The organism is Streptomyces sp. NPDC058697 (genome assembly GCF_042715345.1).
GTDB lineage: Bacteria > Actinomycetota > Actinomycetes > Streptomycetales > Streptomycetaceae > Streptomyces > Streptomyces liliifuscus.
This window is the reverse complement of the sequence record NZ_JBHXSU010000023.1, coordinates 106,817-120,048: the sequence shown is the minus strand read 5'-3', so window position 1 is coordinate 120,048 and position 13,232 is coordinate 106,817. Positions and strand designations below refer to the sequence as shown.

17 protein-coding genes are annotated in these 13,232 nt (G+C 70.0%); 10 read left to right on the top strand and 7 right to left on the bottom strand.

Going from position 1 to position 13,232, the window contains the following annotated elements; genetic code table 11:
- Positions 1-30: 30 nt before the first annotated feature.
- Positions 31-306, bottom strand: coding sequence for a DUF4031 domain-containing protein (locus ACFWXQ_RS37040; RefSeq protein ID WP_359934112.1), 276 nt, complete (start codon positions 304-306; stop codon positions 31-33).
- Positions 303-728 (bottom strand): hypothetical protein, encoded by a 426-nt coding sequence (locus ACFWXQ_RS37035; protein ID WP_383940245.1) that lies wholly within the window; start codon positions 726-728, stop codon positions 303-305. The genes ACFWXQ_RS37040 and ACFWXQ_RS37035 overlap by 4 nt, the downstream gene beginning before the upstream one ends.
- Positions 729-874: 146 nt before the next feature.
- Here ACFWXQ_RS37035 and ACFWXQ_RS37030 point away from each other — a divergent pair, with 146 nt between their 5' ends.
- From ACFWXQ_RS37030 to ACFWXQ_RS37020, 3 genes are all read left to right on the top strand, one after another.
- Positions 875-1,798, top strand: coding sequence for a MurR/RpiR family transcriptional regulator (locus ACFWXQ_RS37030; protein ID WP_383940247.1), 924 nt, complete (start codon positions 875-877; stop codon positions 1,796-1,798).
- A 189-nt stretch (positions 1,799-1,987) separates the two neighbouring features.
- Complete coding sequence (murQ, locus tag ACFWXQ_RS37025; RefSeq protein ID WP_383940250.1) at positions 1,988-2,962, top strand: N-acetylmuramic acid 6-phosphate etherase; 975 nt, start codon at positions 1,988-1,990, stop codon at positions 2,960-2,962.
- 165 nt (positions 2,963-3,127) lie between these two features.
- Complete coding sequence (locus ACFWXQ_RS37020; RefSeq protein WP_383940253.1) at positions 3,128-3,715, top strand: hypothetical protein; 588 nt, start codon at positions 3,128-3,130, stop codon at positions 3,713-3,715.
- A gap of 9 nt (positions 3,716-3,724) precedes the next feature.
- Here ACFWXQ_RS37020 and ACFWXQ_RS37015 read toward each other — a convergent pair whose 3' ends face one another.
- Positions 3,725-5,242, bottom strand: a complete 1,518-nt coding sequence (locus tag ACFWXQ_RS37015) for a subtype B tannase (RefSeq protein WP_383940255.1) — start codon at positions 5,240-5,242, stop codon at positions 3,725-3,727.
- A 287-nt stretch (positions 5,243-5,529) separates the two neighbouring features.
- Here ACFWXQ_RS37015 and ACFWXQ_RS37010 point away from each other — a divergent pair, with 287 nt between their 5' ends.
- Positions 5,530-5,985: a MarR family winged helix-turn-helix transcriptional regulator gene (locus ACFWXQ_RS37010; RefSeq protein ID WP_383940258.1), complete on the top strand. Its 456-nt coding sequence runs from the start codon at positions 5,530-5,532 to the stop codon at positions 5,983-5,985.
- Between the two features lie 73 nt (positions 5,986-6,058).
- On the opposite strand, the gene ACFWXQ_RS37005 is transcribed toward ACFWXQ_RS37010, so the two are convergent.
- The gene (locus ACFWXQ_RS37005) at positions 6,059-6,709 is read right to left on the bottom strand and encodes an FMN-dependent NADH-azoreductase (RefSeq protein ID WP_383940261.1); all 651 of its coding nucleotides are present in this window, start codon (positions 6,707-6,709) and stop codon (positions 6,059-6,061) included.
- A 169-nt stretch (positions 6,710-6,878) separates the two neighbouring features.
- Between ACFWXQ_RS37005 and ACFWXQ_RS37000 the strand changes: the two genes are divergently transcribed.
- Together ACFWXQ_RS37000 and ACFWXQ_RS36995 are read left to right on the top strand one after the other, a co-directional pair.
- Positions 6,879-7,544, top strand: coding sequence for a nitroreductase (locus ACFWXQ_RS37000; protein WP_383940264.1), 666 nt, complete (start codon positions 6,879-6,881; stop codon positions 7,542-7,544).
- A gap of 87 nt (positions 7,545-7,631) precedes the next feature.
- On the top strand, positions 7,632-8,429 hold the full coding sequence (locus tag ACFWXQ_RS36995) for a DUF899 domain-containing protein (RefSeq protein WP_383940266.1): 798 nt from the start codon (positions 7,632-7,634) through the stop codon (positions 8,427-8,429).
- A 46-nt stretch (positions 8,430-8,475) separates the two neighbouring features.
- On the opposite strand, the gene ACFWXQ_RS36990 is transcribed toward ACFWXQ_RS36995, so the two are convergent.
- Both ACFWXQ_RS36990 and ACFWXQ_RS36985 read right to left on the bottom strand, forming a co-directional pair.
- Positions 8,476-8,676, bottom strand: coding sequence for a hypothetical protein (locus tag ACFWXQ_RS36990; protein ID WP_383940307.1), 201 nt, complete (start codon positions 8,674-8,676; stop codon positions 8,476-8,478).
- A complete protein-coding gene (locus tag ACFWXQ_RS36985; RefSeq protein WP_383940269.1) occupies positions 8,673-8,900 on the bottom strand; it encodes a hypothetical protein in 228 nt (75 codons plus the stop codon). Before ACFWXQ_RS36985 ends, ACFWXQ_RS36990 begins: the two co-directional genes overlap by 4 nt.
- 115 nt (positions 8,901-9,015) lie before the next feature.
- On the opposite strand from ACFWXQ_RS36985, the gene ACFWXQ_RS36980 reads away from it, so the two are divergent.
- The 4 genes from ACFWXQ_RS36980 to ACFWXQ_RS36965 all read left to right on the top strand — a co-directional run bounded on the left by ACFWXQ_RS36980 (position 9,016) and on the right by ACFWXQ_RS36965 (position 11,879).
- Complete coding sequence (locus ACFWXQ_RS36980; RefSeq protein WP_383940272.1) at positions 9,016-9,855, top strand: Scr1 family TA system antitoxin-like transcriptional regulator; 840 nt, start codon at positions 9,016-9,018, stop codon at positions 9,853-9,855.
- On the top strand, positions 9,839-10,027 hold the full coding sequence (locus tag ACFWXQ_RS36975; protein ID WP_383940274.1) for a DUF397 domain-containing protein: 189 nt from the start codon (positions 9,839-9,841) through the stop codon (positions 10,025-10,027). Before ACFWXQ_RS36980 ends, ACFWXQ_RS36975 begins: the two co-directional genes overlap by 17 nt.
- 287 nt (positions 10,028-10,314) lie before the next feature.
- Positions 10,315-11,142 (top strand): hypothetical protein, encoded by an 828-nt coding sequence (locus tag ACFWXQ_RS36970; protein WP_383940304.1) that lies wholly within the window; start codon positions 10,315-10,317, stop codon positions 11,140-11,142.
- A 62-nt stretch (positions 11,143-11,204) separates the two neighbouring features.
- Positions 11,205-11,879: a Uma2 family endonuclease gene (locus ACFWXQ_RS36965; protein WP_383940277.1), complete on the top strand. Its 675-nt coding sequence runs from the start codon at positions 11,205-11,207 to the stop codon at positions 11,877-11,879.
- Between the two features lie 81 nt (positions 11,880-11,960).
- Here ACFWXQ_RS36965 and ACFWXQ_RS36960 read toward each other — a convergent pair whose 3' ends face one another.
- Entirely contained in the window at positions 11,961-13,085 is a 1,125-nt protein-coding gene (locus tag ACFWXQ_RS36960) for an NADH:flavin oxidoreductase (RefSeq protein ID WP_383940281.1), read from the bottom strand.
- Between the last annotated feature and the right edge of the window lie 147 nt (positions 13,086-13,232).

Genomic DNA, 13,232 nt, shown 5'->3' with positions numbered 1-13,232 from the left:
GGGCTGAGGTCGGAACGTCGTCCGGGCCCGTCAACTCCCGGGAACGGCACGCCCCTTGGGCCTACGCAGCCCGGAGGCGAGCAGCAGCCGCACCACCTCGCGGCTGCGGACCTCCACCGCTCCGGCCGCCACCGCGTCCTCGTACCGATGCGAGGGAATGTCGTAGTGATCACGCTCGAATGCCCGGGCGGGGGCACCCAGCCGGCGGGCGAAGTCGTGCAGTTCCTCGTACGAGACGTCGCTGACGAGGTGGGACCACATACGGCCGTGCCCCGGCCAGTCGGGCGGGTCGATGTAGACGGTCACGAGGAGGGCGTCCCGCCGTTGCTCGCGCCGCCGGTCCCGCCACCGGCCGCCTGGAGCGCGCCCACCGCCGCGACCTTCACCCCCGCCTTGTGGCACACCCAGTGCGGGTCGGCGCCCAACTCCGGCTCCACTTCCAGGGCGTGGGGATCACCGGCACCGCAGACGGGACACAGCGGCCACCGCCCGTACCGCTCAAGAAGCGCGTCCTGTACGTCCTGGGCGACCAGCCCCGCCACGTAGTCGACCCCCTCCGGCCACTGCTCCACCCACCAGCGCCGCTGCACCACCGACTCCTCGACGAACGAGACGACGTCCGGCTCGGCGACCTCACCCGCGGCAAGATCGGCAAGCACAAGCGCCCGCGCCGCGTGCAACGCCTGCTCCAAGGGGCTGATGGGATGGGGAGAGGGCGGAGAATCCATACGTCCATTGTGCGCCACCCCCGCCCCGTCAAGGGGCGCGGGGAACTGCGCGACCAGCCCCCACGCGCCCGCAGCCGAAAACACCACCGTCCCAGCCACCCCCTCTCCCCTTGACCCCTCCCCTGAAGCGAAAATATCTTTCATACGTGACCCACGAAGTGAAGGAAATTTTCGCGGGCGAAACCCCGCCGGCCCCCGCGGCCCTCGCCGCCAAGGTCCGCACACTCGCCCCGTCGATGACCCGCTCCATGCAGCGCGTGGCGGAGGCCGTGGCCGCCGACCCCGCCGGCTGCGCGGCCCTCACGGTCACCGGCCTCGCGGAGCTGACCGGCACCAGCGAGGCGACGGTCGTCCGTACGGCCCGCCTCCTCGGTTACCCCGGCTACCGCGACCTGCGCCTGGCCCTCGCCGGACTCGCCGCCCAGCAGCAGTCGGGCCGCGCCCCCGCCGTGACGGCCGACATCGCGGTCGACGACCCGATCGCGGACGTGGTCGCCAAGCTCGCGTACGACGAACAGCAGACGCTCGCCGACACGGCGGCCGGGCTGGACACGGTCCAGCTCGGCGCGGCGGTCGGCGCCCTTGCGGCCGCCCGCCGCATCGACGTGTACGGCGTCGGGGCGTCCGGCCTCGTCGCGCAGGACCTGACCCAGAAGCTCCTGCGGATCGGACTCATAGCGCAGGCGCACAGCGACCCGCACCTCGCGGTGACCAACGCCGTGCAGCTGCGCGCCAAGGACGTGGCGATCTCGATCACGCACTCCGGGTCGACGGGGGATGTCATCGAGCCGTTGCGGGTCGCGTTCGAGCGCGGGGCCACGACGATCGCGATCACCGGGCGTCCGGACGGTCCCGTCACCCAGTACGCGGATCACATCCTCACCACGTCCACGGCCCGGGAGAGCGAGCTGCGGCCGGCGGCGATGTCCTCGCGGACGAGTCAGCTGCTGGTGGTGGACTGCCTGTTCATCGGGGTCGCGCAGAGGACGTATGAGACTGCTGCGCCTGCGTTGTCGGCGTCTTACGAGGCGTTGGCGCACCGTCATCGGAGCGCTGGCGCTCCGCGATAGCCGGAGTTTTGAGGCCGGTGGGTGGCTGCGGGTGGGTGGGGGCTGGTCGCGCAGTTCCCCGCGCCCCTGAAAGACAAAGACCAGGCGCCCCAGCACCGGAAAGTCCAGCCACCGAAGGCCCTGCGCCAGACAGCTCAGCACCAGACAGCCCAGCACAAGAACGCCCCGTACCAGAAAGAGCCGTCGCACATGACCTCCAGCGCCGATGCCACCGACGCCCCCTCTCACTCCTCGTCCGCCGATTACCGTGATGTGCGGGCCGAGTTGGAGAGTCTGACCACTGAGGCCTTTCGGCCCGAGTTGTCCGAGATCGATCAGTTGCCCACGCTCGACATCGCGAAGCTCATGAACGGGGAGGACGCGACCGTGCCGGAAGCGGTCGCCGCGCAGTTGCCGAGTATCGCGGCGGCGATCGACGCGATCGCGGAGCGGATGGGGCGGGGCGGGCGGCTCGTCTACGCCGGTGCCGGTACCGCCGGGCGGCTCGGTGTGCTGGACGCGTCCGAGTGTCCGCCCACCTTCAACACCGACCCCTCCGAGGTCGTCGGGCTGGTCGCGGGCGGCCCGGCGGCGATGACGACGTCGATCGAGGGCGCGGAGGACTCGGCGGAACTGGCCGTGGAGGACCTCTCCGCCCTGGACCTCACGGCGGACGACGTGGTCGTGGGCGTCTCCGCCTCGGGCCGCACCCCGTACGCCATCGGTGCCGTGGAGCACGCGCGGGCGCTCGGGGCCCTCACGGTCGGCCTGTCCTGCAACGCGGGCAGCGCCCTGGCGGCGGCGGCCGAGCACGGCATCGAGGTGGTCGTGGGGCCCGAGCTGCTGACCGGCTCCACCCGTCTGAAGGCCGGTACGGCACAGAAGCTCGTCCTCAACATGCTCTCGACGATCACGATGATCCGCCTGGGCAAGACGTACGGGAACCTGATGGTCGACGTACGCGCCTCGAACGAGAAGCTGCGGGCCCGCTCCCGCCGTATCGTCGCGCTCGCCACCGGCGCCTCCGACGAGGAGATCGAGGCAACCCTCGCCGCAACGGACGGCGAGGTCAAGAACGCCATCCTCACCATCCTGGGCAACGTGGACGGCCCCACGGCGGCCCACCTCCTGGAGGAATCCAACGGCCACCTACGAGCGGCCCTGGCAGCAGCACCCCGCCTCTAGCCCCTTGTCTTTTGTCTTTGTGTCTTTTGTCTTTTAGGGGCGCGGGGAACTGCGCGCCCAGCCCCCACGCACCCGCAGCCGAAGAACCCACCGACCTCGTCCGAACCCCGGACTGTCAGTGGGACATGCAATCGTGGAGGAGCCAAAGGAAGGGACGCCAAAACCGTGAACCACGCACAACTGACCGCTCTGGGCCGCGCCCTGCGGGTGCTCGGCGAGCACGGGGACGCCCTGTCCTCCGACACGCAGGACGCCAAACTGCACGAGGTGAAGGCCGATCTCAAGCGGGCCCTCGACCTGCTGGAGGAGACCGTCACGACGGCGGCCCCGACCACGCGCTGCCCGGAACACCCCACGGGCCCGGTCGACCAGGACGCCCCGGACCTGTGCCTGCTCTGCGAGACCCGTCGCCGCCTCGCCCGCCGTTCGAAGGTCAACGACTCGTTCCCGCAGGGCCGTCCGACCGCCCCGGACGAGATCGTGGAGCGCACGAAGTCGCGTTACGGCGTACGGGGCGACCGGCCCCAGCCCCAGCAGCGCTGGCTCCCGGAGCTGTGGACCGGCCAGACCTGGCAGCTCTGCGGCACACCCCGCCGCGACAAGCAGGAGGCGGAACTGTATCTCGCCGCCCAGCGCCGGGGCCCCCGCCCGAGCATGGCCTACCGACTGGTGCACGAGTTCACGGACTACGAGGTGCTACGGATCTGGGGCACCCCGGTGAAGATCGACATCGAGCCGATGGGGAACCTCTGACCAGGCTCCTCAGCGTCGGCCCGACACCTCGGCGATCCACCTGATGAAGGCGCCCGGGTCCTGGTCGGCGCCATGGCCGGCGTCCCAGTAGTACGCGGTGTCGACGTCGTCGCCCAGGCTCGTCAGGCGGGCGGAGAGGTTGCCCGCGACGGAGAGCGAGGTGTCGCTGTCCTTGGTGCCGAGGCGTATCCACCAGTGCTTCGACCGGTTCCGGTTGAGGTCCTCGACGAGGTGGTGCATCGGGTTCATCAGGTCGAGCTTCGCGGGGATGTCGGCGTCGAGACGGGCGCTGTCGCCGTTCTCGTGGCGCAGGCTGTAGAGCGTGAAGTGGCGGGCCTTCGTGGTCCCCGTACCGAACAGGTTGTTCTCGGGGGTGGCCAGGTCGAAGCCGTCGAACGACGGCGCGTTCTTCTTCCGGGCGCCCACGTGGGTGAGGAAGTCGGCCCAGGAGAAGGCTGCCCGGCCGCCGGACCAGGTGATGAAGGTGTTCGCGGCGAGGTAGGCGGCACGGTCCGCGTCCGACAGGGCGGCGAGGTACCGGGTGGCCGACGGCTCCAGATGGGTCTTCAGCAGGTACTCGTCGAGGTTGCGCGCGGTGAGCCTGCCGAAGCCCTTCGCCCGCAGCCCGAGTGAGGCCAGGTGGTCTCCGTACGCGGCCTTCAGTTCCCGGGAAATGGCCGGGTCGACCTGCGTACCACCGCTCAGCGGGTTGCCGCCCCAGCACCACTCGTACGCCATGTCGGAGTGTTCGAGGTCGGTGATCGGGCACCAGGCGCCGACGGCGAAGATCGCGTCGCTCGCGTCGGCCGCGCCGATCGCCTCCAGGTACGGGTCGTAGAGCGGGCTGTCGCCGGACGCGCCGAGCAGCGAGGACAGGGCCCCGCCCGCGCTGACCCCGGAGGAGACGATCCGGTGCACGTTGCCCGGGACGCGGCCCTTGTTGGACTTCAGGTACCGCACGGCGGCCTTCAGGTCCACGATGGCGGCCGGCGCTGTGCCGTAGTACGTCCCGGTGGCGTCGACGAGGGTACGGCCGCGGGCGCCCGGCTCCACGACGACGTACCCGGCGGCGAGCGCCAGCGCCTGGCGGCTGGTCCCGCCGCCCATGCCGGACGCGACGATCCCGGTGTTGTTCGCCACGGACGACGGCATGTAACCGCCGATGGCGTTGGCGAGGAGGATCGGCGCGTCGGTGGCGTCGACGGCCGTCCCGTCGATCCGCACCGGGACGCTGACGTTCAGGGACTGGTACGCCGCGTTGACCGGCTTCGCCACGTACGAGGCGACCTTGTGGAAGCGGTAGACGACCTCGTGGGCGACGCCGTCGGTGTCCTTGATGGTGATGGTCGACTCGGTGTAGGCGCCGGGGTCGAAGACCAGGGAGGAGCGGCCCACGGCTGCCGAGGAGGTCCCGGTCCCGGCCGGAGTGGCCCGAGTGGCCTGCGCGGCCCGTGCCCCGGGGGCGAACCCGACCGCCGGCACCGCCGCGGCCGCCGTGAGTCCCATGACCACTGCTCTACGCTGCACTTCCGTCTCCTGTCTGCGCGGCCCATACGGTCAACAACCGTTTGCCAACGCCCGGTTCGGCGCCGACGGACCCCAGTGCAGCAGCGATTTCTTAAGACTTCCTGTGCCCCGCCGGCCGCAGCACAGGGAACCGGCCACCATCCCCCAACACCACGTCCTGCCTGGTCCACCGCCATACCGAACGAATCGCCCACAAAATTGTCAGCAATTTTGGCGCATTCTGGTGCGGCCCCATATCGTTTCGATCGATACCGTATCGATTGAATTAACAGCGGTAACATGCCCCCATGACCGCCGACGCCCCTCGCCCCGGGGACAACTCGCCCTTCGCTCTCGGCCTGCTGCTGCGGCAGGCGCACTGGCGGGCGGCCGCGGTGATGTCGGAGGCGCTTCGGCCGCTCGGCATCGAGTTGCGGCACTTCGCCGTGCTGATCGTGCTGGTCGACCGCGGACCCACCGTGCAGCGCGACCTGGCGGCGGCGACGGGGACGGACAAGGCGGGAATCATGCGGGTCGTCGACGACCTGGAGCGCAAGGGTCTCGCCGTACGCAAGTCCGTCCCGGGGGACCGGCGGGTGCGGGCCGTGGAGATCACGCCTCAGGGCGTCGAGCTCTTCGACGCGGCCCACGCGGGGGCGGCGCCGCTGGCCGAGGGCATGATCGCGGACCTGGCGCCCGGCGAGCCCGAGCAACTGACCGACCTGCTGACCCGGTTCGCGTACCCCGCGGACGGCGAGGCGTAAGCACTCCCACGCCGCACGCCCCACGCCCCACGGCCCAAGCCCCTCGCCCCATAACCCCCGACCCGCGGGCGGGCTACGCGGCGAGGCGTTCCGCGAGCGCCTTGGCCTTGGCGGTCGCGTCCGTGAAGGCGCGCTCGCGCGAGGCCTCGTAGAGGGGGATCAGCTCGGACATGGCCGGGTTGCGGGGGGCCATCGTCAGCTCCGGGACGATGAATTCGAGGTCCAGGGCGAGGGCGCCCTGGAGGACGGCCGCCAGGTAGTTCTGCACGAACTCGAAGCCCTCGCGCGGGGTGCCCGGCGCGTAGGAGCCGCCCCGGCTGGCCACGACGACGACCGGGGTGCCCTTGGCGGAGGGGTCCTCGCCCGCCGTGCGGCCGAGCAGGAACACGTTGTCCAGCCACGCCTTGAGGGTCGACGGGATCGAGTAGTTGTGCATGGGGGCGCCGATCAGGACGGCGTCCGCCCGCTCCAGTTCCTCGATGAGCCTGACGCGCTCACCGAACGCGGCAGCCTGCTCCGGCGTGCGCTCGGACGGGTCCGTGAAGCCGGCGGACCAGGCGGCGGCGGTGATGTGCGGGACCGGGTCGGCGGCGAGGTCGCGGTGGATCACCGTGCCCTCCGGGTGCTGCTCCTCCCAGGCCTTGCGGAAGGCGTCCGCGACCGAACGGGACGAGGACGCCTCGCCGGGAAGCACGGACGAGTCGATGTGCAGCAGCGTGGTCATGCGCTTTCTCCAAGGAACGGTGTCCCGGGCGGGGTGAGCCGGGACAGAGGATTCGTACTCTCGCCGACAGTTAAACACGAGAAGGTATCGAATGATACCGTCGCGGGTAAGACGAGTAAGACGAAGACGGTGACGTCGAGCAGCGGCAAGCGGATGGAGGTAGGCGGCCTTGGACGTCTATGAGGCGGTCACGAGCCGACGGGCGGTGCGCGAATTCACCGACCGGTATGTCCCGAGGGAGACCCTGGAGCGCGTGCTGTCGACCGCGGCCCGGGCGCCCTCCGCGTCGAACCTCCAGCCGTGGCACGCCTACGTGCTGACCGGCGGTCCGCTGGCCGAGTTAAAGAAGCGCGCCGGTGAGCGCCTGGCCGCGGGCGACCCCTGGGACGAGCCGGAGTACGAGATGTACCCGCCCGCGCTCAAGTCCCCGTACCGGGAACGCCGGTCCGCGTTCGGCGAGCAGCGCTACGGCGCGCTCGGCATTCCGCGCGAGGACCTGGAGGCGCGCCAGCGGGCCGCCGCAGCGAACTGGGAGTGCTTCGGCGCACCCGCCGCGCTCTTCTGCTACATCGACCGCGACCTGGGTCCGGCCCAGTGGTCCGACGTCGGCATGTATCTGCAGACCGTCATGCTGCTGCTCCGCGCCGAAGGGCTGCACAGCTGTACGCAGATGGCGTGGGCGAAGTACCACCGGACCGTCGCCGAGGTCCTGGCGCCCCCGGACGAGCTCATCCTCTTCTGCGGCATGTCGATCGGGTTCGAGGACACCGCATCGGGATACACCCGTACGGACCGGGCCCCGCTCGCCGAAACGGTCGTGTTCGTCGAGCCTTGAGTCCGACGGGAGCACAGAGTCGCAGCAAGAGCAGTGGCGAGAGCAGTAACAAGAGCAATGGCGAGAGCAGCTGGGAGGCGGCCCGCGATGGCGACTATGGGGAACCTGCCCGAGGTGGTGTCACGCGAGGAGTGGCTCGCGGCCCGCAGGGAACTGCTGGCGAAGGAGAAGGAGCTCACCCGGGCACGCGACCGGGTGAACGCCGAGCGGCGGCGCCTGCCGATGGTCCGCGTCGACAAGCCGTACACCTTCGAGGGCCCGGACGGGACCGTGTCCCTGCCCGACCTGTTCGAGGGGCGGCCCCAGCTGGTCATGCACCACTTCATGTGGATGTACGACATCGACGCCGACGGCAACGAGCACCCCCGCGACACCGGCTGCCCGAGCTGCTCCTCCGCCGCCGACGGCATCGCCGGACTGCGGCAGCTGCACGCCCGCGACACGACGCTGGTCGCGGTGACCCGCGCGCCGTACGCGAAACTCGCCGCCTACCGCGAGCGGATGGGCTGGACGTTCCCCTGGTACTCCTCGGCCGGCGGCGACTTCAACTACGACTTCCACGCGACGGTCGACGACCGCGTCGCGCCCGTCCAGGTCTTCCACTACACCGAGGCCGAACTCGCCGAGGCCGGAATGCCCTGGTCGCAGAGCATGCGCGGCGACTGGCCGGGCATGAGCGCGTTCCTGCGGGTGGACGACGAGGTGTTCCACACCTACTCGACCTTCGGCCGTGGCATCGAGGAGTTCCACAACGGCTACCGCTGGCTCGACCTCACCGCGCTCGGCCGCCAGGAGGCCTGGGAGGAGCCGAAGGGCCGCGCGGCCCCGCGCGGCATGCAGGTCGGCGGCCCCGGGATGCGTATCCCGGACGAGTACGACGTCTGACGCGTACGGCGGCCGACCAGGCGCCCTGCTCGCAGCGCGTTGCCGGTCACGGCAGCCGACCCTCCCAGTTGAGCCGCCGCACCCGGGCCCGCAGCACTTCCCCCACCGGCGCCTCGCCCACCGCCTCCGGCGGACAGTCCCACTCCCGGCCGCCACCCACGGGCCGCAACTGTACGTAGCCGCCCTCGCGCCCCATGACCTGCCCGACCCGCCCGTCGCGCAGGTCGACCGCGTACTCCCGGGTCACGCGTCCCCACCCGCCGCCGCCCCGCGCAGCGCGTCGGCCAGCCGAACCGCCGTCCGTACGTTGCAGCGCCCCAGCTCCACCAGTGCGTACGGTTCGCCGGTGGCCGCCGTCACCGGATCGACGCCCAGCGACGGCAGCGCGACGCCCGCCCCCTCCAGGGCCGCCCGAAGACACGCCACCGCCTCCTCCGTCGACAGCACCCGCTGACTCGACGTCATCTCCATCGCGCCCTGCCTCCACTCTGAGTGTTCACGTTCACCACACAGCGTGGCCACTACGCCTCTAGCCTGGCCAGAGACGGCGCCCCAACAACCCCGCTTGTCGGACAGGGAGTTGCGCATGGCAGGCCCGAAGGACCTCGACCCGTCCTCGTCACCTCGTGCGTTGCTGGGTGCGGAACTGAGACACGCACGCGAGAAGAAGGGGCTCAGTCAGGAACAGTTGGGCCAAAGGCTGTTCGTGAGTGGCTCCTTCATCGGCCAGCTGGAGTCGGGGACTCGTCGGATGCAGGCGGAGTACGCGCGCATGCTTGACGACGCCCTTGAGACGGCGGACTTCTTCGCACGGAACTGCAAGGCGGCAGCCAAGTCGAAGCATCCGGAGCACTTCGCCGACGCGGTGGAAGCGGAGGAGCAGGCCACGGCGATCAGACAGTACGCGCCGCTGCTGATCCCAGGACTGCTTCAGACTCCCGCGTACGCGCGGACCGTTTTCCGTGCGTACCGACCGACGGCATCGGACGCGAGGCTCGACGAGATGGTGAAGCTTCGGATGGACCGAGCCCGCATCCTCGGCGGTCCAACAGAACCGTTGTTGTGGGTGGTGATCGACGAGGCCGCGCTGCGTCGCGTGACGGGCGGACGCCAAGTAATGGCGGAAGCCCTACGCCACGTCGTCGACGTGGCGCGCCGCAACCAGGCCATCGTGCAGGTCATCCCGTTCGGAGCCGGTGCGCATGCGTCGATGGAGGGTTCGATCAAGCTGATGGACTTCGATGACGCTCCACCGCTGCTCTTCCTGGAAGCGGTCGGAACCGGCCGACTGGAGGACGACCCCCTCACCGTCAAGCAACAGCGGCGCAGCTTCGAACTGCTCACGGCCTGTGCGCTGTCGCCGGACAGCTCCCTGGCCCTCATCGGGACGATGGCGCAGGATTACGCTCATGAGGAACACCCCTGACACCTGGCGCAAGTCGACGTACAGCGGCGGGAGCGGAGCCGACTGCCTGGAAGTGGCCCCCGGCCATCCCACCCACGTCCCCGTGCGGGACTCCAAGAACCCCCTCGGCCCGAAGCTCGCGTTCCGGGCCGAGGCATGGTCGGTGTTCGTCGAGAACCTCAAGCGGGCCTAGCCGGCGGCAGCCCCGACGCTCAAGCGCCGAGCTTCGAGACCTGCTTGTACGGATTGGGTGGCGGGCCCCAACCCACCCACCCTCCCCGCGAGTTGACTCGACGCGACCGACTTGCCACGGACAGTTACATGGGCTTAGCGTGCCCAATTAACAAACAACCCCCGCCAGGTGCTGGAACACCTGCGGGGGTTTGACCAACGAGATCGTAAGTAAAGGAAACCGATCCCGTGGCTGACGCCAAGCCTAGTGCTGCCTTCCTGCCCGCGCACGCGACCCCGCCGCACCCGATGGCCAATCCGGGTTACGGAAAACGCGCCGCACCGGACCAACACCCCCGAACGGCCCACGACTTCGCGCACCTCCCACCCCGCGAAGCGGCCGTCGCCGCATACATCGACCGGCTCCCCGGCGGAGCCGACATCTCCGTAAAGACGCTGGCCAAGACACTCCCGTACGGGCAATGCGCACTCCGCACGGCCCTCAACAACCTCCAGCGGGCAGGGCACTTGCGCCGGGGCCGCGAACACCTGGCCGACTCGGGAAGTCCACGCTGGATCACCCGAACGTGGTTCTCGCGAACAGTGCGGGACGACGACTGGTGGGCGGCGTTCACGAGGGGCGACGTACCGCAGGAGTCCCCCGAGAAGCCCCGCCCCACCCGGTCCCGGGCGCACATCCTCCTGGCCGCCCTCGGCCGCACGAACCCGTCCCTGTCCCTCTCGGCCAGGGACTGCGAGGACCTCGCCCCGCTCCTCATGGAGTGGCTCGTGCGCGGAGCGACAGACGAACACGTACTCCAGTCGCTGACCGCAGGTCTTCCCGTCCCGGTCCACAGCCCGGCCGCCCTCATCCGCACCCGCCTGACCACGAAGCTCCCACCGGAACCGGAGCCGGAACAGAAGCGCGCCCCGCGCCCACCCCTCCGCGTACTGGAGTGCGCGAAGTGCGGCGCACCGGGCCGCCCGGAGGCCCTGCCGGGCGGGATCTGCGGTCCGTGCCGGGGCGAGGCGGCCCCACCTGGGCCATCCCTCCCCCTGACATCCACCGCAGTACACGCCCACGCCGCCGCAGCCCGCGCGGCGATGGTCGACCGACGGGAAAGGCCACGCCTATGACCGCTCCAACAGTCCGAAGGCACACAGCCGGGGCACCATGGTGGGAAGGAGGCGACACCACCATGACCTTTGGCACCAGGCGCCCGCAGATGTCCATGGAGGACTTCGAAGAGCTGGCCAGTAAGGCCCCGGAAAACGTACGGCTCGAATTCCTCGATGGCCGGCTTTACGTCAAGGGCGACCACATCGAGGTCGAGGACTTCGAGGAGCTCGCCCGCAGGGCCCCAGAGGGCGTCAAGCTCGAACTCATCGACGGGAAGCTAGAGGTCAAGCCGTTGCCGGACAATCGCCACAGGGCCATCGTGATGTGGCTCATCCGGCTGTTCCTGCAACTGCGCCCAGAGCTGGCCCTGTATCCCGAACAGGACCTCAAGATCGGCACTTATCGCAAAGGGCACGCCAGTGCGGACGGCGCGTTGGCGCCGCTGGATCACTTCATCGCCCAGGAAGACGACTGGGCCGACCCGAAGGGCATCCTCATGGTCGTCGAAGTCACCTCTCACGACCGTGACACCAACCGGCGCGACCGCATCGACAAGGTCCGCGGCTACGCGGAAGCCGGCATCCCCATCTACCTCCTCATCGACAGGGACAACGACACCGTCGTCGTGTACAGCGGCCCGAAGAACGGGAGGTACCAGCAGAGCCCTTCGTACCCGTACGGAACCGTCGTCGACCTCCCCGCCCCCGTGAACATCACCCTGGAAACCGAAAAGCTGAAGGACTACGCGGACTGACAGCTCGTACAACGCCGAGGGCGGCGCCCCCGCAAGAGGGGTGCCGCCCTCGGCGTACAACAGCCATCAGTGTTGGTCGGCTCAGCTGAGTGAGCCCAGCGACGCCGCGTCGTACGCGCCCAGCTCGCCGAACCGGCCGTCGAGGACCTTTACCGCCCACTGGGGGTCCTGGAGGAGGGCGCGGCCCACGGCGACCATGTCGAACTCGTCGCTCTCCAGGCGGTCCAGCAGGTCGTCGATGCCCCTGGCCGGGGCGCCCTCGCCCTGGAAGCCCTTGAGGAAGTCGCCGTCGAGGCCGACCGAGCCGACGGTGATGACCGGCTTGCCCGTCAGCTTCTTCGTCCAGCCGGCCAGGTTCAGGTCGGAGCCGTCGAACTCCGGGCGCCAGTAGCGGCGGGTGGAGGCGTGGAAGGCGTCCACACCGGCCGCGACGAGCGGGGCCAGCAGCGCCTCCAGCTCCTCCGGCGTCTCGGCGAGGCGTGCTTCGTAGGCCTGCTGCTTCCACTGCGAGAAGCGGAAGATGATCGGGAAGGTGGGCGAGACGGCGGCGCGCACCGCGGCCACGATCTCCGCGGCGAACTGGGTACGGGCGACGAGGTCACCGCCGTACGCGTCCGTGCGGCGGTTCGTGCCCGCCCACAGGAACTGGTCGAGCAGGTAACCGTGCGCGCCGTGCAGTTCGACTCCGTCGAAGCCGATGCGCTCGGCGGCGGCAGCGGCCTCGGCGAAGGCCTGGATGACGTCGTCCAGGTCCTGCTGGGTCATCGCCCTGCCGGTGACCTCGGCGCCTTCCGTGTGGATACCGGACGGGCTGACGGACGGGGCGTCCGCGAACGGCGGCTCGCCGGCCCTGCGCACGCTGCCGATGTGCCAGAGCTGCGGCACGATCTTCCCGCCCGCCGCGTGCACGGCCTCGGCGACCTTCGCCCACCCGGCCAGCTGCTCCGCCCCGTGGAAGCGGGGGACGCTGTCGCTCTGTCCGGCCGACTCATGACCCACGTACGTGCCCTCGGTGACGATGAGACCGACCCCGGCGGCGGCACGGCGCGCGTAGTACGACGCCACGTCCTCCCCCGGAACACCGCCCGGCGAGAACTGCCGGGTCATCGGCGCCATCACGATCCGATTCGGAACGGTCAGGCCGTTGAGGGAAACGGGCCGGGAAAGAATCTCGGCCGCACGGGAGGCGGAGGGGGCGACAGTCACGTAGGGGCTCCTGGTGGGGGTGGAGTGGTCGAGCGGTCGGTGGTGCGGTGGATCAAGCGGTCGGTCCGTCGATCTGCGGGTCCATCTGCACGTATACGCATCCCCATTGGTATGTGCACACGCATGAACCCCTCCAGACGACAACCA